The organism is Sphingopyxis sp. (assembly GCF_051861155.1).
In the GTDB taxonomy this organism is placed as follows: Bacteria; Pseudomonadota; Alphaproteobacteria; order Sphingomonadales; family Sphingomonadaceae; genus Sphingopyxis.
The window spans coordinates 238524-259100 of the sequence record NZ_JBHYDE010000006.1 but is presented as its reverse complement, the minus strand read 5'-3'; the positions used below and the strand labels follow the sequence as shown (position 1 = coordinate 259100).

The 20577-nt window shown below is 65.7% G+C and carries 20 protein-coding genes and 1 tRNA gene; 14 read left to right on the top strand and 7 right to left on the bottom strand.

Annotated elements, in window-relative coordinates; genetic code table 11:
- Nucleotides 1-47 precede the first annotated feature (47 nt).
- Both aroB and ACTIFP_RS12980 read right to left on the bottom strand, forming a co-directional pair.
- Nucleotides 48-1151, bottom strand: a complete 1104-nt coding sequence (gene aroB, locus ACTIFP_RS12985; protein ID WP_439569123.1) for a 3-dehydroquinate synthase — start codon at nucleotides 1149-1151, stop codon at nucleotides 48-50.
- The gene (locus tag ACTIFP_RS12980; protein WP_439569122.1) at nucleotides 1139-1729 is read right to left on the bottom strand and encodes a shikimate kinase; all 591 of its coding nucleotides are present in this window, start codon (nucleotides 1727-1729) and stop codon (nucleotides 1139-1141) included. Before ACTIFP_RS12980 ends, aroB begins: the two co-directional genes overlap by 13 nt.
- Nucleotides 1730-1856: 127 nt before the next feature.
- Between ACTIFP_RS12980 and ACTIFP_RS12975 the strand changes: the two genes are divergently transcribed.
- From ACTIFP_RS12975 to ACTIFP_RS12960, 4 genes are all read left to right on the top strand, one after another.
- Nucleotides 1857-3674 (top strand): hypothetical protein, encoded by a 1818-nt coding sequence (locus ACTIFP_RS12975; RefSeq protein ID WP_439569121.1) that lies wholly within the window; start codon nucleotides 1857-1859, stop codon nucleotides 3672-3674.
- Nucleotides 3675-3731: 57 nt separating this feature from the next.
- On the top strand, nucleotides 3732-4643 hold the full coding sequence (locus ACTIFP_RS12970; RefSeq protein WP_439569120.1) for a tyrosine recombinase: 912 nt from the start codon (nucleotides 3732-3734) through the stop codon (nucleotides 4641-4643).
- Between the two features lie 11 nt (nucleotides 4644-4654).
- Nucleotides 4655-5602: an acetyl-CoA carboxylase carboxyltransferase subunit alpha gene (locus ACTIFP_RS12965; protein WP_439569119.1), complete on the top strand. Its 948-nt coding sequence runs from the start codon at nucleotides 4655-4657 to the stop codon at nucleotides 5600-5602.
- Nucleotides 5603-5742: 140 nt separating this feature from the next.
- The gene (locus tag ACTIFP_RS12960) at nucleotides 5743-7254 is read left to right on the top strand and encodes a M48 family metalloprotease (RefSeq protein WP_439569118.1); all 1512 of its coding nucleotides are present in this window, start codon (nucleotides 5743-5745) and stop codon (nucleotides 7252-7254) included.
- A gap of 78 nt (nucleotides 7255-7332) precedes the next feature.
- On the opposite strand, the gene ACTIFP_RS12955 is transcribed toward ACTIFP_RS12960, so the two are convergent.
- Complete coding sequence (locus ACTIFP_RS12955; RefSeq protein WP_439569117.1) at nucleotides 7333-7497, bottom strand: Flp family type IVb pilin; 165 nt, start codon at nucleotides 7495-7497, stop codon at nucleotides 7333-7335.
- An 89-nt stretch (nucleotides 7498-7586) separates the two neighbouring features.
- Here ACTIFP_RS12955 and ACTIFP_RS12950 point away from each other — a divergent pair, with 89 nt between their 5' ends.
- Together ACTIFP_RS12950 and ACTIFP_RS12945 are read left to right on the top strand one after the other, a co-directional pair.
- Nucleotides 7587-7796 (top strand): hypothetical protein, encoded by a 210-nt coding sequence (locus ACTIFP_RS12950; RefSeq protein ID WP_439569116.1) that lies wholly within the window; start codon nucleotides 7587-7589, stop codon nucleotides 7794-7796.
- A 94-nt stretch (nucleotides 7797-7890) separates the two neighbouring features.
- A complete protein-coding gene (locus tag ACTIFP_RS12945) occupies nucleotides 7891-8301 on the top strand; it encodes a (deoxy)nucleoside triphosphate pyrophosphohydrolase (RefSeq protein WP_439569115.1) in 411 nt (136 codons plus the stop codon).
- Here the strand turns inward: ACTIFP_RS12945 and ACTIFP_RS12940 are convergent.
- Nucleotides 8298-9149 carry a methyltransferase domain-containing protein gene (locus ACTIFP_RS12940; protein WP_439569114.1) on the bottom strand — a complete coding sequence of 284 codons (852 nt, stop codon included), beginning with the start codon at nucleotides 9147-9149 and terminating at the stop codon, nucleotides 8298-8300. The genes ACTIFP_RS12945 and ACTIFP_RS12940 overlap by 4 nt on opposite strands.
- Before the next feature lie 42 nt (nucleotides 9150-9191).
- On the opposite strand from ACTIFP_RS12940, the gene ACTIFP_RS12935 reads away from it, so the two are divergent.
- The 4 genes from ACTIFP_RS12935 (at nucleotide 9192) to ACTIFP_RS12920 (ending at nucleotide 10920) form a co-directional block, all read left to right on the top strand.
- Nucleotides 9192-10046, top strand: a complete 855-nt coding sequence (locus tag ACTIFP_RS12935) for a double zinc ribbon domain-containing protein (protein WP_439569113.1) — start codon at nucleotides 9192-9194, stop codon at nucleotides 10044-10046.
- A 12-nt stretch (nucleotides 10047-10058) separates the two neighbouring features.
- Nucleotides 10059-10319, top strand: coding sequence for a glutaredoxin 3 (grxC, locus tag ACTIFP_RS12930; RefSeq protein WP_439569112.1), 261 nt, complete (start codon nucleotides 10059-10061; stop codon nucleotides 10317-10319).
- A 2-nt stretch (nucleotides 10320-10321) separates the two neighbouring features.
- Complete coding sequence (locus tag ACTIFP_RS12925) at nucleotides 10322-10795, top strand: DUF1178 family protein (RefSeq protein WP_439569111.1); 474 nt, start codon at nucleotides 10322-10324, stop codon at nucleotides 10793-10795.
- 48 nt (nucleotides 10796-10843) lie between these two features.
- Nucleotides 10844-10920, top strand: a tRNA-Arg gene (locus ACTIFP_RS12920).
- A gap of 100 nt (nucleotides 10921-11020) precedes the next feature.
- Here the strand turns inward: ACTIFP_RS12920 and ACTIFP_RS12915 are convergent.
- Genes ACTIFP_RS12915 through ACTIFP_RS12905 form a run of 3 tightly spaced genes read right to left on the bottom strand, consistent with a single transcriptional unit; the run spans nucleotide 11021 to nucleotide 15026 of the window.
- Nucleotides 11021-12013: a tetratricopeptide repeat protein gene (locus ACTIFP_RS12915; RefSeq protein ID WP_439569110.1), complete on the bottom strand. Its 993-nt coding sequence runs from the start codon at nucleotides 12011-12013 to the stop codon at nucleotides 11021-11023.
- A gap of 39 nt (nucleotides 12014-12052) precedes the next feature.
- Nucleotides 12053-13627: an L-piperidine-6-carboxylate dehydrogenase gene (gene amaB, locus ACTIFP_RS12910; RefSeq protein WP_439569109.1), complete on the bottom strand. Its 1575-nt coding sequence runs from the start codon at nucleotides 13625-13627 to the stop codon at nucleotides 12053-12055.
- Between the two features lie 46 nt (nucleotides 13628-13673).
- Nucleotides 13674-15026, bottom strand: a complete 1353-nt coding sequence (locus ACTIFP_RS12905; RefSeq protein WP_439569108.1) for an amidohydrolase family protein — start codon at nucleotides 15024-15026, stop codon at nucleotides 13674-13676.
- A gap of 176 nt (nucleotides 15027-15202) precedes the next feature.
- On the opposite strand from ACTIFP_RS12905, the gene ACTIFP_RS12900 reads away from it, so the two are divergent.
- The 4 genes from ACTIFP_RS12900 to ACTIFP_RS12885 all read left to right on the top strand — a co-directional run bounded on the left by ACTIFP_RS12900 (nucleotide 15203) and on the right by ACTIFP_RS12885 (nucleotide 20565).
- A complete protein-coding gene (locus ACTIFP_RS12900) occupies nucleotides 15203-17644 on the top strand; it encodes a TonB-dependent receptor plug domain-containing protein (RefSeq protein ID WP_439569107.1) in 2442 nt (813 codons plus the stop codon).
- 194 nt (nucleotides 17645-17838) lie between these two features.
- Nucleotides 17839-18462, top strand: coding sequence for a helix-turn-helix domain-containing protein (locus ACTIFP_RS12895; protein WP_439569106.1), 624 nt, complete (start codon nucleotides 17839-17841; stop codon nucleotides 18460-18462).
- Nucleotides 18463-18562: 100 nt separating this feature from the next.
- The gene (locus ACTIFP_RS12890; protein ID WP_439569105.1) at nucleotides 18563-19627 is read left to right on the top strand and encodes a dipeptidase; all 1065 of its coding nucleotides are present in this window, start codon (nucleotides 18563-18565) and stop codon (nucleotides 19625-19627) included.
- On the top strand, nucleotides 19624-20565 hold the full coding sequence (locus ACTIFP_RS12885; protein WP_439569104.1) for a tetratricopeptide repeat protein: 942 nt from the start codon (nucleotides 19624-19626) through the stop codon (nucleotides 20563-20565). The genes ACTIFP_RS12890 and ACTIFP_RS12885 overlap by 4 nt, the downstream gene beginning before the upstream one ends.
- Nucleotides 20566-20577 lie beyond the last annotated feature (12 nt).

The window sequence follows — 20577 nt, the reverse complement described above, 5'->3', positions numbered from 1 at the left end:
CCCTTCGACAAGCTCAGGGCAAACGGACTTGGGACTGTTTGCCTTCTCTAGCGGTTTTCCTGGTCCAGAAACGCCGCCACCGCATCCAGCCCGAATTCATCGGTAACGAAGCTCTGCCCGATCCCGCGGGTCAGGATCAGCGGCAGCTTGCCGCCGCGCACCTTCTTGTCATGCGCCATATGCGCCGCGAGGGTCGCGCCGTCGGCATCGACCCCGGCGCTCGCCAGATCGTGCGGCAGGCCGACCGCGGCGAGATGTGCGGCGACGCGGTCGGCGTCCGCCGCCGAACACAGGCCTTGCGCCGCCGAGAAACGATGCGCCAGCGCCATGCCCGCGGCGACGGCTTCGCCGTGGAGCAGCTTGTCCGAATAGCCGGTTTCGGCCTCGAGCGCGTGGCCGAAGCTGTGACCGAGGTTGAGCAGCGCGCGGATGTCCTGCGTCTCGCGCTCGTCGGCGGCGACGATGCGGGCTTTGGCGGCGACGCTGTGCGCGATTGCGTGCGCACGCGCCGCGCTGTCGCCCGCGAGCAGCGCCGCGCCTTCTGCCTCGCACCAGGCAAAGAAATCAGCGTCGTCGATCAGGCCATATTTGACCACCTCGGCATAGCCCGCGGCCAGATCGCGGCGCGGCAAGGTGGCGAGTGTTGCCGGGTCGATGACGACCAGCGCGGGCTGGTGAAAGGCGCCGATCATATTCTTGCCCGCCGCGACGTTGATCGCGGTCTTGCCGCCGACGCTGCTGTCAACCTGCGCGAGGAGGGTGGTCGGCACCTGGATGAAATGGCAGCCACGTTTGACGATGCTGCACGCGAACCCGACGAGATCGCCGATGACGCCGCCGCCGAGCGCGATGACATGGTCGCTGCGTTCGACGCCTTCGCCGATCAACCAGTCGGTCAGCCGCGCCAGCCCGGCCCAGCTTTTGGTTGCTTCGCCGGGGTCGAGGACGAAGGAGGAGAAGGAGATATTCTCCATCGCCAGCGCGGTGCCGAGCGGCACCAGATAATGGTCGGCGACATGCGCGTCGGTAACGATCATCGTGCGCGGGCGTTTGAGCAGCGGCGCGACATGCTCGCCGATGCTGCGGATCAGCCCGTCCCCGATCAGGATCGGATAGCTGCGGGCGCCAAGGTCAACGGTCAGCTGTTCCATTGCGGATCTTCCCATTTTGACAGGGCTTCCAATATCGCGCGCACCGTGTGGTCGTGCGGGGTGCTCGCCGAACTAACGCGCAGATGCGCCTCGGCATAGATCGGGTTGCGGACCGCCGCCAGTTCGCGCAGCACCTCGCCGGGGTCGCGGTTCTTGAGCAGCGGGCGGTGGCTGCGCCGCCCGACGCGTTCGACCAGCGTCGGGATGTCGGCGTCGAGCCAGATGCAGAGGCTGTCGCGGAGGATCAGCGCCCGCGTTTCGGCGTTGATAAAGGCGCCGCCGCCGGTGGCGAGCACCATTGGTTTACCCGCGAGCAGCCGCGCGATCACGCGGCGTTCGCCGTCGCGGAAATGCGCTTCGCCAAAGCGTTCGAAAATGTCGGAGATCGTCATGTCGGCGGCGCGTTCGATTTCGTCGTCGGCGTCGGCGAAGCGCATCCCCAGCCGACCCGCGAGGCGGCGGCCGACGGTCGATTTTCCCGACCCCATCAGTCCCACAAGCACGACCGACCGGTCGCGGATCGCGGCGGGCATCGCGTTGGAGCTGTTCGGCGCCGGGCTTTTCGGGTTTCGCGACATGGTGCGCGCGGCTATACCGCCCGGGACGCGCGGAACAACGGTTTTCGCCGACAAACGACGGCCCGGCCTGCCGGGTGCGAAGGATTGTAGTGGACGTGGCCGACAAGATTGCCGAAAGCGCGGGGCGATGACGAAAAAACTGCTGACGCTGACCCTGGGCCTGTCGGGCACCGCGCTGGCCGCCGCGCTGGTGTTGCCCGCGATCGCGCAGGAATCGCTGCTGCCCGAAGGTTTCGGCAATTCGCCCGAAACGCCGGCGCCGCGCCCGACGCCGACCCCGTCGCCCGGCACCGCACCGACTTCGACCCCCAAAAACGGCACGATCCCGCCGCCGGTCACCTCGACCATCGGCGCCACCGATACCGCCGGGACGCCTTCTGAAGCCGCCGATGAAGAGGGCGAGGACGGCGAGGAGGTCGAGCCCGGGACGCTGAAATACGACCTGCCGCCCGGCGCGCGGCGCCTGCTCACCCGCATCGGGCCGCTGACCCCTGAGACCGGCGGACTCGGACCCGATGCTTTTGGCGTGCGCGGCCAATATGCCGCCGCGATCATGCGGCGGACCAATGGCCAGTTCGCATCGCGCTGGGGCCAGATCCTGCTCCGCCGCTCGCTCGTGTCGGCGATCGACACCCCCGACACGATCAACGGCGCTGATCTCGCCGCCGAACGCGCGTCGCTGCTGCTGCGGATGGGCGAATCGATTGCAGCGCGCTGGATCGTTCAGGCGGTCGATTATGACCGTGCCAGCCCGCGGCTGGTTGCCGCGGCGCAGCAAACCTATCTCGCCAATGCCGATCCGGCGGGCATGTGCGCTTATGTGCCCGCGGGGCTGGCGCATGGCGACGAGCAGGCGTGGCGGCTGGCGTCGGCGATCTGTTCGGGGCTGTCAGGCGAAGCCGGACCAGCGGGTTGGGCGATCGGCCGGGTGCGGTCGAGCGGCAGGATTTCGAATTTCGATATCCTGCTCGCCGAACGCGTGCTGGGCGCGACGGGCAGTGGCCGCCGCTCGACGACGATCGAATGGGACAATATCGACCGGCTGACCAGCTGGCGGTTCGGCATGGCGACCGCGACCGCAGTCCCGGTTCCCGAGACGCTGCGCACCGCCGCGCCCGCCAATATCAAGGGCTGGACGGTCCTCGCGCCGATGACCGATATGGCGAGCCGGGTCGCCGCGGCGCCCGAAGCGGCGGCGCGCGGGGTGCTGTCGAGCGAAGCCTATGTGTCGTTGCTGAGCGCTGCGGCGGGCGAAGAAGAACCTGCCGAAGCGCTGGCGGCACAAACCGACCAGCTCCGCGCCGCCTTTGGCTCGGCGCGAGGCGCCGACCGTTATGCCGCGATGGAGGGCATCTGGGCCGCGGGCACGACCCCGGTGCAGCGCTATGCCGCGATGGTATCGACCGCGCGCGCTGCCGCCGCGCTGCCGGTCAGCACCGAGGTCGGCGACGATCCATGGCAACTGCTGGGATCGATGCTGGCTGGCGGATACGACGACAATGCGATTGCGTGGGTGCCGACGGTGACGGTGGGCAGCCGCGCATGGGGCGTGCTGGCGGTCGGGTCGCCGCGGCCGCTGAACGGCACGACGGCGGGCACCGTCGGGCAGTTTTCGGGCAATGACGACAGCGCCGACGCGCTACGTTCGAAATTCCTGCTCGCGGGGCTGGCCGGGCTCGGGCGGATCGAAGCCGGTGCCGCGGCGTCGGCGGCGAGCGACCTTGAGGTCGATCTGGGCAAGCAGACGCGCTGGTCGCGCGCGATCATGGCCGCCGCCGAACGGCGCGAACCCGGGATGGTCGCCTTGCTCGCCGCGGCGGGCATGCAGGGCGAATGGTCGAAAGTGCCGCCCTATCACCTCTATTACATCGTCCGCGCGCTACGCGAGGTCGGGCTGGCGTCCGAAGCGCGGATGATCGCCGCCGAAGCGCTGGTGCGTGTCTGAACCGGGCAAAGCGTCGGGCATCGACCATGTCTGAGCGGCCGACGCTGCGGTCAGACGATGTCTGACGGGGCGGCGATCGATCGTTTTCTGGAGATGATGGCGGCCGAGCGCGGCGCCTCGCGCAACACGCTGGCGGCCTATCGCCGCGATCTGGAGCAGGCGGCCGAATGGGTCAAAGGGCCGCTCGCCGCCGCCGATGTAGCGGCGCTGCGCCAATTGATGGCCGATTATCAGTCGCTTGCGGCGAGCAGCGCGGCGCGCAAACTGTCGGCGCTGCGTCAGTTTTTCGCCTTTCTGCTCGACGAGGGCGACCGCGCCGACAATCCCGCCCTCGATATTGCGCGGCCCACCACCCGCCGCCCGTTACCGCGCATTCTGACCCATGACCATGTCGAGCGGCTGTTCGCACAGGCCGAGGAGGAAGCGGCGGGCGAAGCTCCCCCCGCGGCGGCGGTGCGGATGCTGCTGCTGCTCGAACTTCTCTATGGATCGGGGCTGCGTGCGAGCGAGCTGGTGGCGCTGCCGCGCCGCGCGATCGCCGGCGAGCGCGAATATCTGATCGTGCGAGGCAAGGGCGACAAGGAGCGGCTGGCGCCGTTGTCCGATCGCGCCCGCGGCGCGCTCGACCGCTGGTTGCCGTTGCTGACCGACGGCGCGCCCTGGCTGTTTCCGTCGGGCAAGAGCCATGTGTCGCGCGTCCGGCTGTTCCAGATGCTGCGCGACCTGGCGGGCCGCGCCGGGATCGATCCGACCGCGGTCAGCCCGCATGTGCTGCGCCACGCCTTTGCTACCCATCTGCTCGAAGGCGGCGCCGATCTGCGTGCTTTGCAACTGATGCTGGGGCACGCCGACATCGCGACGACCGAAATCTATACACATGTCGATAGCCGCCGGCTGGTCGAGCTGGTCAACCGGCGTCATCCGCTGGCGCAAATGGATGGCGTTGACCTCAAGGCGCCTTCGTCCTAGCGCTCTCCGCCATGACAGCCTTTCTGGACTTCGAAAAACAGGTCGCCGCGCTCGATCGGCAAATTGCCGAACTGCGCGAAATGGGGGACGACCCCACGCTCAACATCGACAATGACATCGCGCGGCTGGAGGACAAGTCCTCGAAATTGTTGCGCGATATTTATGCGAAGCTGACGCCCTGGCAAAAGACGCAGGTCGCGCGTCACCCCGACCGCCCGCATTTCAAACATTATGTCGCCGAGCTGTTCGACGACTGGATGCCGCTGGCCGGTGACCGCAATTTCGGCGACGATCAGGCGATTTTGGGCGGGTTGGCGCGCTTTCGCGGCCGCCGCGTGATGGTCATCGGCCATGAAAAGGGCGACGATATTCCGTCGCGGATGAAGCATAATTTCGGCATGGCCAAGCCCGAAGGCTATCGCAAGGCGATCCGGTTGATGCAGCTGGCCGACCGTTTCGGCCTGCCGGTGATCACGCTGGTCGATACCTCGGGTGCCTTTCCGGGCATCCAGGCCGAAGAACGCGGCCAGGCCGAAGCGATCGCGCGCTCGACCGAACAATGTCTGGCGCTGGGCGTCCCGATGGTCGCGGCGATCGTCGGTGAGGGCGGGTCGGGCGGCGCGATTGCGCTCGCTGCGGCGAACCGCGTGCTGATGTTCGAACATGCCGTCTATTCGGTGATTTCGCCCGAAGGCTGTGCGTCGATCCTGTGGCGTACGTCGGACAAGGCGGCCGATGCCGCGGCGGCGATGAAGATGTCAGCGCAGGATCTGCTGGGGCTGAAGATCATCGACGGCATCGTCCCCGAACCCGTTGGCGGCGCCCACCGCGACCCCGACGCCGCGATTGCGGCGCTGGGCGATGCGATCGCGCAGGAGCTCGACGCGCTGTCGGGTCTGCCGCGCGATACGATCCTGGCCGCGCGCGAGGATAAATTTCTCGCCATGGGCCGCGCCTGATCCGCCGCAACCGCGGAACCCGATCGCGGCGATTTGCGTTCACCGTCAAGATGCTGGCCAGCCATCGTTCAGGCGCGGCTTGCTTAGCCGCGAAGAAGGGATATTCCCGGAACGACGCGCAGCATGGGAGAGGTGAACCGATGATCCGAACGAAGAAACAAGGCCTGGCGATCAGGCTGGCGGCAACCGCGGCGCTCGCCAGCCTCGCCTTTACCGGTACCGCCGACGCGCAGCTGAAGGCGATCAAGACCGCAACCAACATCACGCCGTCCGAACGCAAGCAGGGCGACGAGGCGCATCCGCAGCTGATGGCCGAGTTCGGCGGCGCGTACAGCGGCCCGCAGGCGGCCTATGTCGGCCGCGTCGGTCAGAATATCGCGCTGCAATCGGGGCTGTCGAACGCGCGCAGCGACTTTACCGTCACCCTGCTCAATTCGCCGGTGAACAACGCCTTCGCGATTCCCGGCGGCTATGTCTATGTCACCCGCCAGCTGATGGCGCTGATGAACGACGAGGCCGAACTCGCCGGGGTGCTGGGCCACGAGGTCGGCCATGTTGCGGCGCAGCACAGCAAGAAACGCCAGTCGGCGGCGACGCGCAACCAGATCCTCGGCGTCCTCGGCGCGGTGCTCGGCGGCGCGATCGGCGACAGCGGCGGTGTGCTCGGCGGGCTCGGCGGACTGCTCCAGAACAATGCGATGCAGGTCGCGCAGCTCGCGACTTTGGGCTTTTCGCGCAGCCAGGAGTTGCAGGCCGACCAGCTGGGCGTTCAGTATCTGCGCAGCGCGGGTTATGATCCGCTCGCGCTGTCGACGATGCTGGCGAGCCTCGCCAACCAGACCAACCTCGACGCGCGGCTGTCGGGCGGCGATGCGCGCTCGCTGCCCGCATGGGCGAGCACCCACCCCGATCCCGCCTCGCGCGTCCGCAACGCCCAGACACTGGCAAGCCGCGTCGGCGGCACCGGCGGCACGCGCGGCGCCGATGCGTTTCTGGCTGCGGTCGACAACGTCCTGTACGGCGACGATCCGGCGCAGGGCGTCGTCGAGGGCAATGAGTTCCTCCACCCCGACCTCAGGCTGCGCTTTGCGGTGCCGGGCGGTTACGGAATGCAGAACGGCACCAGTGCGGTGACGGTCAGCGGCAATGGCGGGCAGGCGCAGTTTACGACCGGGCCGTACAGCGGCGACATGAACGCTTATATGGCCGCCGCGTTCAAATCGGTCGCGGGCAATACCGCGATCAGCCCGAGTGCGGTGCAGCGCACCACGGTGAACGGCATCCCAGCCTCTTACTCGACCGCGCGCGTCGCCAGCCAGTCGGGGCAGGTCGATGTTACCATCTTTGCCTATGAATTTTCACGTAGCAGCGCGTTCCACTTTGTGACGCTGACCAAGGCCGGCGGGACGGGCGTGTTCAATTCGATGTTCAACAGCGTCCGGCGCCTGAGCGCGGCCGAAGCGGCGGCGATCAAACCGCGGCGGATCGATGTGGTGACGGTGGGGCGCGGCGATACGATGGCCAGCCTGGCGCGGCGCATGGCGTACAGCAATTACCAGGCCGAGCGGTTCCAGGTGCTCAACCGCCTGACCGCGTCGAGCCGGTTGACGCCGGGGCAAAAGGTCAAGATTGTCGTCTATGCCAGCCGATAGTTCGGCAAAAAAAGGGCGGTGACCAAGTCACCGCCCTTTCTTTTGTTGTACCGGCGAACCGGGCCGACCGTTAGAAGCTTACTTCTTCAGTTCGGTGTCAACGGTGGTGAAGGTGTTGCTGACGCTGTTACCAACGGCGCCCATCGCGGTGATGCCGGCGACGGCGATCAGAGCGGCGATCAGGCCGTATTCGATGGCGGTCGCGGCCTTGGTGTCGCGAACGAACTTTTTGATGAACTTCATGACTGGTCTCCTGATTTCACTTACCCTGTTGACGGTCTGGTCTGGGTCAACATCGGTGGTTTTATGACGAATAGGTTTTGAAAATCTTAATGGCATGGCGCGAACAATTTGAATGTCGCGTCCCGAAATCGAACAATCGTTACATCACGCTGGTGGCGGCTGATGACACGTCGTTCCACATCGTTGATGTCGAATTGCCGACGTCGGTGATCGTGCTGACGGCGGCGAGAAAGATCAGGGCTAATATCAGCCCATATTCGACGGCTGTGGCGGCCCTGGTCGACCGCATCAGCCTGTAAATGTTGCGCATTGTTCCACCCCTGACTGACATAGAGTTCCCGAGGGTGCCGATCTTTGCATAGGAAGGTTAACAATTTGTCCGTGTCCAACCCTGTGAAACCGCCAAAAAGCGGTTTGGTTGTGGTCGCCGCGACGCTCGTCGATCGCGACGGTCGCCTGCTGGTGCAGCAGCGCCCCGAAGGGCTGTCGATGGCGGGGCTGTGGGAGTTTCCGGGCGGCAAGATCGAGCCCGGCGAAACCCCCGAACAGGCGCTGATCCGCGAACTGGCCGAGGAGCTGGGCATCGACGTCGAGCAGGCGTGCCTGGCCCCCGCCTGTTTCGCCAGCGACATGCTGGGTGACCGGCATTTGCTGCTGCTGCTCTATGTCTGTCGCAAATGGCGCGGCACCCCGGTCGCGCGGCACGCCAGCGCGCTCCGCTGGGTGCGCCCAGTCGAGCTGCATGCGCTGGCCATGCCCCCCGCCGACAAGCCGTTGATCGGCCTGCTGGAGGCGCTGATCTAGGTTTTCGCCTTTAATGCGGCGGCAAGCGACGCGGTGCCGCTGCCGCGCCGTGCCGGTTGCGGCTGGTCCGGATGCGGCGCCCAGCCGCTGAAATGAACGAGGCGGAGGCTTTCGGCGATGCGGCCGTCGGGATCGGCCTGTGCGGCAAAGGCGGCGGCGATCCGCGCCGCCTCCGCGCGCGTCAGCGGCGGCGGGGCAGGGGTCAGACGGCTTGATAGACCCGCGGCACGCAGGTCGCGGACCAGCGCAAACCAGTCGCCATAGCGCACCGTCAGCGTCTCGACATCGACCACCGGCAGCGCGAACCCGACGCGCTGAAGCAGATTGCCCATCGCCGCGAGATCGATCTGTGGGTGCAGCCGCGCGATCGGGCGCACCCCGTCGGTCATCACCGCCCGGCGCAGGCGCGGCAGGCTGCCGTCGCCGACGAACGCGCCGAGGAGCAGGCCGTCGGGCGCAAGCAGCGCGCGCAGGCGGAGCAATGCTCCGGGCACGTCGTTCACGCTGTCGAGCCCGCCGGGCCAGACGATCAGGTCGAAACTGGCGAAGGGCAGGTCGAGCGCGTCAGCCTCGACGACCTGCGCGCCGCTGGCCGCGGCCAGCCGGGGACCGGCCTCGATGATCGTCAGGGCGCCGTCGGTGCCGCGCAAATGATCGACGAGCGCCCGGTCATGCGCGCCGATGAGCAGTGTGCGCGGAAAATCGCGCGTCACCATCGCCAGCCGGTCGCGCAAGGTTTCGGCAATGATCGGCGCAAGGAAATTGGCTGATACGGGCAGGCGTGCCAGCCGGTCGCGCTGGGCGCGGTGGCGGGCGGGCGAAAAAAGCGGGCGGGGTGGCTGCGACATGCGCCGCTTGTGCCGCCCACGGCGATGCTTCACAAGCGGCGGATGGCAACGGCAACCGGGGATGTCGAAGAAAAGCAGGCGCCGCCCGGGGCATTGCCCCGCGGTTTGCGGGCCGCGGCGCGCGCGATCGTCGATTATGCGCTGCCGCCGCGCTGCCCCGGGTGCGGGGTGATCGTCGGCGAAGACCGGCAATTCTGCCTGACCTGCTGGTCGTCGCTCGATTTCCTCGATGGGCCCGCCTGCTCGCATTGCTCGATCCCGTTGCCGACCGCGCTGCCCGGCGCGCCGATCGCCTGCGGGGCCTGCCTGGCCAGCCCGCCGCCCTTTGACGGCGCGCCCGCCGCGGTCGCTTATGGACCAGTTGCACGCACCGTCGCGCTGCGGCTGAAATATGGGCGGCGCACCGGCCATGCGCGATTGATGGCGCAGCTGATGGCGCGGCCACTGGCGGCGCTCGGCGATACGAGCGACATCTTGCTGGTGCCGGTGCCGCTGCACCGCTGGCGGCTGTGGTCGCGCGGCTTCAACCAGGCGGCGCTGGTCGCCGACGCGCTGGCGCGCCGGTCGGGCGCGGCGCGCGACCATCATCTGTTGTTGCGGGTCAAGCTCACCGCATCGCTGCGCGGCAAGGGACGGCGCGAGCGCGAGCGGATCGTCGCCGGGGCATTTGCGCTGGCGGATGACGCCAGGGCGCGCGCGGCGGGGCGCCATATCGTGTTGGTCGACGATGTCCATGCCAGCGGCGCGACGCTGCGCGCGGCGGCAAAAGTGCTGCGGCGCAGCGGCGCGGCGCGGGTGTCGGCGCTCACCTGGGCGCGCGTCGTTCCGGACGCGCTGATGACGAGCAACATATTTGACTTTGCTTCGTTGGATTCCGATATATCGGACCCGTTGTGACAGGATAGCCGCATGGCCAAGATCGAAGTGTTTACCAAATTCCTCTGCCCCTATTGCTCGCGCGCCAAGGCGCTGCTCGATCGCAAGGGCGCCGAATATCAGGAAATCGACGTGACGATGGACCGCGCGGGGTTCGACGCGATGGTCGAACGCGCCGGCGGCGCGCGGACGGTGCCGCAAATCTTTATCGACGGGCAGCATATCGGCGGCAGCGACGATATGGCGGCGCTCGATGCGCGCGGCGGGCTCGACCCGCTGCTGGGGCGCGGCTGACCTTGATCGTCTTCGACCTTTGCTGCGCCGCTGGAGACCATCGTTTCGAAGCCTGGTTCGCGAGCAGCGACAGCTTTGCCGACCAGCAGGCGCGCGGGCTGATCGGCTGCCCGGTGTGCGGTGACCATGCGGTCAAAAAGGCGGTCATGGCGCCGCGCGTCGGCGCCAAGTCGAACCAGCTGACTGTAAAGGCGCCGACCAAGCCCGACGATGTTGCGACCGTGGATGCGCCTTCGCCCGAACTGGTCCGCAAGGTGATGGGCGCGATCGCGGCGAAGCAGGCCGAAATGCTGCCGCAATCGCGCTGGGTCGGGCGCGATTTCGCCGCCGCGGCGCGCGCGATGCACGAAGGCCGCGCGGCCGAGGATCTGATCCACGGCCAGGCCTCGCCGCAGGAGGCGCAGGCGCTGCGCGACGACGGCATCGCCGCGATGCCGCTGCTGGTGCCGATCGTCCCGCCCGACGCGGTTAATTGATCCGGCCAATTGACGCTGTGCGGCCAGCGCCGCTACACGAGCCGCGGCGCACCCGTAGCTCAGCAGGATAGAGCATCAGATTCCTAATCTGGGGGCCACTGGTTCGAATCCAGTCGGGTGCACCACCCCAAACCTGCGCGATTCTGCGAGCTATCGCCGCGATCGCGGCCACTCCCACGCGTCAGGGACAACGCGCAGGAACGACTGCTTTCGGGGCTTTTCAGTTCAGGGCTGCTGGCCGGGAAACAGCAGCAACCAGTCAGCCTCGGCCTGAACCCGGGCGAAATAGCTCCAGCTGTCGACGTTGATCGAGCGTTGCAGCCAGGGCTTGGCCTTTTCGGCTTCGCCCATCAGGATGTAATAATTGGCGAGGCTGTAGGCGGTCGATGCGGCGACACCGTCGGCGGTGGCAAAGGCGCGGCCGGTGTCTTCGGCGCTGAAAAAGGATTTGGGCGACCGATGGCCCTTGAACAGCTGGAGGCCGTCGAAATAGGTGTCGGGGCTGCCGTCGGGCTGAACCTCGAACAGCGTCAGGTCGTAGTCGTCGAGCACCTTCTGCGCCGCGCGCAGATTGCCGCCGCGCGCGAGCGACAGATATTCCCAATAGCTGTTCGCGGTGCGCGCTTCGACGTCGTGATTGAACGCGGCGGATTCGGCCGACTTGGCGAACCATTTTGCGGCGTTGTCGAAATCATGCTTGGCGAAATAGGCCTGACCGAGGTGGTAATAGAGATAATATTGCACGACGTCGGGCGTGCCGGGGAAATAGTCGGGGCCAGGCTTTTCGCGTTCGAGCGGCTGGCCCTCATAGATCTTCGCGGCCTTCAGCCCGACCTCGACCGACTTGTCGAACTGGCGGAGCGAGAAATGGCGGTGCGCGAGGTGGCGCATCAGCTTGCCCGAATTGGGAAAGCGTTTGAGCGCGGTTTCATAGACCGCCGCCGATTCCCTGACATAGCCCTGATAGAACAGGATACGGCCGTACCAGGTCGCGGTGTCGACGGTCATGTTGCTTTCGAACGCCGCCTTCGCATCCTTGGCCGCGCGTTCGAGCGTGGCGACGGCGGCGACGCCGACGTTGCGATCGGGGTTGGTCACCATTCGCTGACCGAGCAGCGAGGTGCCCTGGAAGCTGCCTTCCTGGGCGATGGCGAGCGACGGCGTCGTCAGCATCAGCAGGCTGGCCGAAGCCAATAGTTTCAGGGTGCGGGGGATCATATTCACTCTCCTTGGATTTTTGTTTCTTGTGGTTCTGTTTCACGGATCGATGTCGAGGTCGAACTTCACGCCCTGCGCCAGCGGCAGCGACGCCGAATAATTCACCGTTGCGGTGGCGCGGCGCATGTAATTTTTCCAGCTGTCGGAGCCCGACACACGCCCGCCGCCGGTGACCTTCTCGCCGCCGAACGCGCCGCCGATTTCGGCCCCGCTGGTGCCGATGTTGACGTTGACGATGCCGCAATCGCTGCCCTGCGCCGACTGGAAGCGCTCGGCCTCGCGGACGTCGCTCGTAAAGATGCTCGACGACAGGCCTTGCGAGACGCCGTTTTGCAGCGCGATCGCTTCGTCGAGCGTGTCATAGCCCATCACATAGAGGATCGGGGCGAAGGTTTCTTCGCACACGATCGCGCTTTGCTGCGGCATTTCGACGATCGCCGGGCGAACATAATAGCCGTCGGCGGCGCCAGCGAGATCGAGGCGCTCGCCGCCATGGACGGTACCGCCCTCGCGCCGCGCCTGTTCGAGCGCGCGCTGCATGCCGTCAAAGGCCATCTGGTCGATCAGCGGCCCGACGTGCGTGGCGTCGTCGAGCGGCGATCCGATACGCAGGGTGGCGAAGGTTGCGATCAGGCGCCGGACAAAGGCGTCGCGGATGCTGTGGTGGACGATGAGGCGGCGCAGCGTGGTGCAGCGCTGGCCGCAGGTGCCCGTCGCCGCGAACACCGCGCCGCGCAAGGCGAGGTCAAGGTCCGCGCTCGGCGCGATAATCGCGGCATTGTTGCCGCCGAGTTCGAGGATCGGGCGGCCGAAGCGTTTGGCGACGCGCACCGCGACGTCCTGTCCCATCCGCACGCTGCCCGTCGCGCTGACGATCGCGACGTCTGGGTGGTCGGCGATCGCGGTGCCGCAGCGCGCGTCGCCGATCGCGACCTGCACCAGGTGGTCGGGCGCCAGCTCATAATCGTCCGCCGCTTTCGCCAGCAGCCCGGCAAAGGCGAGCGCGGTGAGCGGGGTTTTTTCCGACGGTTTCCAGATCGCGCTGTCGCCGCAGACCAGCGCGACGGTCGTCCCCCACGCCCACACCGCGGCAGGAAAATTGAACGCCGAGATCAACCCGAGCACGCCCATCGGGTGCCAATATTCGGTCAGGCGATGCTCGGGCCGTTCGGAGGCGATGGTCAGCCCGAACAGCTGGCGCGACAGGCCGACGGCATATTCGCAGATGTCGATCACTTCCTGCACTTCGCCGCGCGCTTCGGTCAGGATCTTGCCATTCTCGATCGACAGCAGCAGCGACAGCGCCTCCTTGTGCTCACGCACCAGCGCGCCATAGCGGCGGACCAGCTCGCCGCGATGCGGCGCGGGAACCAGCTTCCATTCGGCAAAGGCGGTGCGGGCGTTTGCAACCATCGTGTCGACGTCGGCGGGGGTATCGGTGCGCAGCGCCGCGAGCTGCGTCCCGTCGATCGGCGAAAATACCGGCAGGTCGGCGCCCTGATGATGGCGGAGCGAAAGGCCGAGCTGGTCAAAGACCGATGCGGCCTGTTCGGCAAGCGTCACGGCGGTGAGCGGGGTCGATAGCGATTTTGCGATGGTTTCGGGAGCGTTCATATGTCTTGTCTGCCAGTTCTTCGGTGGTTTGTTGGATATTTGTCGGTCAGTCGGCGCGGCGCGCGACGAGGCGGCCGTCCTTGATCACTGCGGTGACGGTTTCGAGCACGGTGATGTCGCGATAGGGATCGCCCGCCACCGCAATCATGTCGGCATATTTGCCCGGTTCGATCGTGCCGAGATTGTCGGACTGGCCGAGCAAGGTCGCGGCGTCGATGGTGGCCGAGCGCAGCGCCGCCATCGGGGTCATCGGCCCCTGTTCGACCATCTTGCGAAATTGCCGCGCGTTTTCGCCGTGCGGCGACACCCCGGCGTCGGTACCAAAGGCGATGTTCACCCGGTACTGCATCGCAAGGCGGATATTGTCGCCCGACACCTTGCGCGCCTCGGCCATCTTGGCCTGCACCGCGGGGGTGAGGCGCGCGGTGTCGGCGGCGTCGTGCGAATCGAGCAGGCCGAGCGTCGGCACCAGCCACGTCCCCCGTGCCGCCATCATCTTTGCGGTGCCGGCGTCGAGATACGTGCCATGCTCGATCGAATCGACCCCGGCGCGCACCGATGCGGTGACGCCTTGCGCGCCATGCGCATGCGCCGCGACCTTGAGGCCGAGGCTGTGCGCGGTGGTGACGATTGCGGTCAGTTCTTCGTCGCTGAGGTGCTGACCCAGCCCGCGCGCCTGCTGTGACATGATGCCGCCGGTCGAGGTGATCTTGATCAGGTCGGCGCCATATTTCGCCGCTTCGCGCACGCGCAGCGCGCATTCGACCGCGCCGGTGCAGGCGCCGGTATAGTCATAGGGGAACAGCGCCTCGGTCGTCTTGCGGTTGAGCCCCGACATGTCGCCATGGCCGCCGACGATCGAGAGCGAGGTGCCCGACAGGAAGATGCGCGGCCCGATGACGATGCCGTCGTTGACCGCGTCGCGCAGCGCGTGGATCGCATAGCCGTCCGATCCAACGTCGCGAACCGTCGTGAAGCCCGCCTCCAGCGTCTTTTTCGCATTGGAAAAGGCGGCGAGCGCGACATCCTCGGGGGTGTCGATCGCCGCCGACCAATAGCGCGTGGCGGGCGAAAAGCTGAAATGGACATGGGTGTCGATCAGCCCCGGCAGCAGGGTCTGGTCCTTCAGATCGATGACCGGCAGATTGGCGACAGTGACATGGCCCGGCTGGATTTCGGCGATTTTCCTGCCGTGCACGATGATCGTCGTCGGGCCGAGCGCGGGCTTTCCTGGAATCGTTATGACCGCGCCAGCGTGGATAACGGCGCCTTCGCCGGGTGTCGGGGCGAGCGCCGCGGCGCTCGTCGCTGCCAGCCCCAGGACGAACGACGACAGCGCGAGGGCGGTGATGCAGTGCGTCGATCGTTCGCGCGCGGGCGATTTGGCGATGGCGATCACGGTAAAACTCCACTCGACCGGGGCGACGACGATCGGCCTCGGCTCGTGATGCGGTGCATAGGAATATTTTGCTAGTTGAGCAATAAATTTTATGATAGGAAAATTATGAACAATAAGATCAACCACGGAAATCCGCGCGTTTCCGGGTGGGGAATGGGTTACCAAGGAGGGAAAAAATGTCGAAGTTCGTTTCACGCCTGCTGTTGTCGTCGGCTCTTGCGTTCGCGATCGCGCCCGTCGCTCAGGCGCAGACGCCGCCGCCTGAAACCGACGGCGCCGCCGCCGATGAGGGCGGCAGCGACATCGTCGTCATCGGGACGCGCCGCAAGGACCGCTCGATCACCGACAGCTCGGTCGCGATCGACGTCATTGCACCCGAAAGCATCACCGCAACCGGCTATTCGGACGTCAACGACGCGCTGCGCACGCTGGTCCCCGCGTTCAACGCCCAGCGCCTGCAGGGCAACGACGGGTCGTCGTTCGTGCGCCCGGTCACGTTGCGCGGCTCGCCCGCCGACCATGTCCTGCTGCTGATGAACGGCAAGCGCCGCCACCGCGCCTCGATCGTCCAGATCGGTACCGGCCACGCCTCGACCTCGGGCTCGCAAGGACAGGATTTCAACGTGATTCCGCCGATCGCCCTGTCGAGCGTCGAAGTGCTGCGCGACGGCGCATCGGCCCAATATGGCTCGGACGCGATCGCTGGCGTGATCAACATGGAGCTGAAAAAGGCGCGCAGCGGCGGCTCGATCATGGGGCAGGTCGGCGAATATTTCCAATCGGGGGGCCGCACCTATGACATTCAGGGGCATATCGCGGTGCCGGTCGGCGACAATGCCTATTTCAACCTGGCCGCCCAATATACCGATCAGGCCAAAGCCTATGCCCGTAAAGCCAGCCACGCAGGCGCGGCAGCGCTGCGCGCGGCGGGCATCCCGGGCGTACCCGAGCATCCTGAGGGCAATCTCGACCCGCGCTATATGGCGTTCAAATCGGTGTGGAACGCGGGCATCGAGCTGAGCGACGCGCTCGAGCTCTATAGCTTTGGCAACTATATGACCGGCAAAAGCTCGGTCACCTTTGGCCTGCGCCAGCCGATCACCGCGGGCGGGCTGAACCGCCATGGCACCTATGCCAATTCGGCCTTTGACCTCACCCCGGCGCATCCGCAGCTGTTCGATCTGACGCGCGTCTATCCCGGCGGGTTCACCCCGGAATTCCGCGGCCACCTGGAAGATTTCAGCGCCCTGGTTGGCCTGCGCGATCAGGACGGCCCGCTGACTTGGGATCTGTCGGCGCGTTACGGCACCAACACCGTCGATTATTCGATTACCGGGACGATCAACGCGTCGATGGGGGTCAATTCGCCGACCTCGTTCAAACCCGGTTCGCTGACCCAGCGCGAAATCCAGTTTGACGGCGAAATTTCCTATGAGCTGAACGACCAGATTCTGCTGTTTGCGGGCGCCAGCCATCGCAAGGAAACTTATGTCATCGGCGAGGGCGACCGGGCCAGCTATCTGACCGGGCCGCTGCGCGATCTGCCCGCCGGGTCGAACGGTTTTCAGGGATTTTCGCCGGAGTTTGCCGGAGCCTTTGACTCGAACAGCTATGCGGTGTTCGCCGAAGTCGATGCCGACATCACCCCCTGGTGGAACCTGTCGGTCGCGGGTCGCTATGAAGATTATGATCAGTTCGGCACGAACTTCAGCTACAAAGCGGCGACGCGTTTTGAACTGAGCGACGCCTTTGCGCTGCGCGGTTCGGTCAGCACCGGTTTCCGCGCTCCGGCCGCCGGTCAGGTGTTCGGGACCAGCTTGACCTCGCAGCTCGACGGGGTTGGCGGTTTCATCCTCGATGCGGTGCTAGTGCCGGGTTCGCCCGCGGCGCAGGTGTTCGGTTCGGAGGCTTTGACGCCCGAAACGTCGTTCAATATGTCGGCGGGCGTCGTCTTCACCGGGCTGGACGGCTTCCTGACCACGCTCGATTTCTATCAGATCGACGTCGATGACCGCCTGTTGCTGACCCCGTCGCGGAACACGACCGCGGCTGAACGCGCGGCGCTGGCGGCGATCAACTTCCCCAATGGCGCCGACATTCAGCAGGTGCGTTATTTCCAGAACGAAATGGACACCCGCGTGCGCGGTTTCGACCTGGTCAGCACCTATCGCCACAGCTGGTCGGACAACGCCTCGACCGATTTCAGCCTGGCGCTGAACTATAATGAACAGCATCTGCGCGGCGCCCCGCCGCCGGGGTTCAGCCCGGCGATCGTGACCGAATTCGAACGCGGTACGCCCCGCTGGCGTGGCAATTTCTCGGCGACGACCAAGGTAGGCGATTTTGCACTGATGGGCCGCGCGATCCATTATGGCGCGTGGCGCCGCCTGGATGGCGCGACTTTCCTGCCGCGCAAGGCGGTAACGCTGTTCGACGCCGAACTGTCCTATACGGGGATCCAGGATGTCGAACTGAGCGTTGGCGCACGCAACATCTTCAACATCTTCCCGCCGGGTCGCGGTCCGGCACGCGCGCGTGCCGGCCTGATCTACGACAACCACAGCGTGTTCGGGGTTGCGGGCGGGTTCTATTATCTGAACGCCAAATATAAATTCTGATCCGCGCCCGGCGCGCGGCGTAGAATATTTCCGGTGGGCCCAAACGGCGCTGACATGGGCGAATGTCAGCGCCGTAGCCTATCGGAAATTTGTGCATTATAAGATCGTGACGCGGACTGGCAGGCTCGTCCCCCAAGCCCATCCCGACTCCGTCGACCTTGCACGATTTGGCCAGAGTAAAGGACCGGAGATATATGCCACCCAGAACAGCAGATGAGCCGGAGATTCTGGGCGCTGTCCGTCAGGCGAAGCGACCCCGGATCGAAGGTTTCCATCTGGGGCGGCGCCTGCACCAGCTGCGCCGCGAACGCGGGATGACGCTGGAGGATGCGGGGCGATTGACCTCGCTGGCCGCGTCGACGCTGTCGAAGATCGAAAATGACCAGATGTCGCCGACTTTTGACGTGGTCCAGAAGCTGGCGCTGGGGTTCGACATCGACATCACCGAGCTGTTTGCCAGCAATACGGGACAGGATGCCGCCGGACGGCGCAGCATCACGCTCGCGGGCGCCGGGCGGCCGATGGAGACCCCGGTGTACAACCATCGCCTGATCGCGGTCGAACTGAAGCACAAGAAGATCCTGCCGTTCGTCACGACGATCAAGGCGCGCAGTCTCGACGATTTCAAGGCCTGGTCGCAGCACAGCGGCGAGGAGTTTCTCTACGTGCTTGAGGGCGAGATCTGCTTCCAGACCGAACATTATGAGCCCGCAATCCTGGGGGTTGGCGATAGCGTCTATATCGACAGCAGCATGCAGCACGCGGCCTATTCGACGAGCGAGCAGGACGCGGTCGTATTGTGGGTCAACACCGGCTGATCGCGCCATATTGCGCACCCGGATCGCAATTCCCGCTTCACTTGCAATAATTTTCTTATCGGCTATAAATTTCCAATAGAAAATATTGGGAGTCGATGCGATGGATAGACGGCAATTTGTGCTCTCGGGGGCGGCGATGTCCGCCGCGGTGGCGATGTCCCCCTCGCTGGCGGCGAAGCAGACGGCGCGGCCGCTGACCTTCGACGCGATGGGCGAGGTGCGCTTCGAATATGACGCGGCATTGATCGGGCAGATGCGCGAAAGCGGACTCGACGCGATCACGGTGACATTGTGCGACCCCAAAACCTATGAAGCCCATGCCTATGACGACGCGATCCAGGCGGTGCTCGACCATGATGCGCATATTGCGGCACATCCGGCGCTGTTCCTGAAGGCGACGCGGACCAGCGACATCGACATTGCGCGCCAGAACGGCCAGATCGCGATCTATTATCTGTTCCAGAACAGCACCCAGTTCGGCCGCGACCTCGACAATATCGACCTGTTTTACAAGCTGGGCGTCCGATCGTCGCAGATCACCTACAACGACCAGAATTGGGCGGGCGCGGGATGCAAGGAATTGGGCGCCAACGGGTTGACGCATTTCGGGCGTGAGGTCGTGGCGCGGATGAACAAGGTCGGGATGCTGATCGACCTGTCGCATGCGAATATGCAGACGATGACCGACACGATCAACGCGTCGACCGACCCGGTGATCATCTCGCACACCGCCTGCATGGCGATGCACAAAAATGTCCGTAACACCACCGACGCCAATCTGCGGCTGCTCGCCCAGAGGGGCGGGGTCGTGGGGATTTGCCAGATGCGGCCGTTCCTGACGACGAAGCGTCAAGGCGCGCTCGCCGACTATTTCCGTCATATCGATCATGCGGTGAAGGTTGCGGGCGCCGACCATGTCGCGATCGGCAGCGACCGCGATCACCGCGTCGTAGAAATGACCGACGCATATATTGCCGAGCTGAAGCGCGAAGAGGGCGCCAATTTCAACGCCGACGACTGGCCGTTGTTCATCGACGAACTCAACGGCCCGCGCCGCATGGAAGTGGTGTGGGACGGGGTGCGCAAGCTGGGCTATCCGACCAGCGTCGTCGAAAAGATCATGGGAACCAACGTCCGCCGCATCTATCAGGATGTGGTCGGATGAGCGTGCGGGCGATGATCGGCGCCGGGATTGCGCTGGCGCTGGTGCTCGCAGCGGGTCCGGCGGCGGCGCAGCCGACCGCTGCCAATGCCGGGCAATGCACCACCAGCCTGATCGGTACCCCGCTGACGCTGCCGAAATTTTCAGAGGCGACGCAAAGGCGGCTCGACCAGGATATCGAGATCGCGCGCGCCGCGCTGCGCATCGCGCCCGACCGCGAGGATTCGCACATCTGGCTGGGCCGCCGCCTCGACTATGCGGGACGGATTTGCGATGCGGTCGATGCGTTCACCGACGGGCTGAAGGTCTTTCCCGGCAGCTACAAACTCTACCGCTTTCGCGCCCGCGACCTGACCCGCGCGCGGCAGTTCGACGCGGCGCTCGCCGATTACAGCGAGGCGCTGGCGCTGATGGGCGACACGCCCGACAGCTTCGAACCCGACGGGCTGCCCAATCCGATCGGGCTGACGATCAGCACCTATCGCGGCAACATCGTCTATTATCATGCTCAGACCAGCTTCGCGACGGGCGACTATCAGACCGTCGTCGACGGGATGGCGAAATCGCTGGCGCTGTCGGCCGACTTTGCGCGCGACGATATGCGGGTGCCGACCGCTTACTGGACCTATATCGCCTATCGCAAGATGGGCGAGCACGCCAAGGCGCGCGCCGCGATCGACGCGATCGAACCGGGGCTGAAACTGATCGAGAACGACGTTTATTATCAGGCAGTCCAGATCATGCAGGGCCGGCTGAAGCCCGCCGACGTCGGTACGACCAAGGACAGCACGATCAAGTTCGCCATCGCGATGGAGCGCCGCTTTGCGGGCGACGAAGCAGGCGCCCGGGCGTTGCTGGCCGAGATCATCGCCGAAAACGCGCAGGGTCACTGGCCGGCTGAAGCCGAGCTGTCGGCGCCCGATCGCGCGCCGCGGCGATAGCGCGCCCTGCCA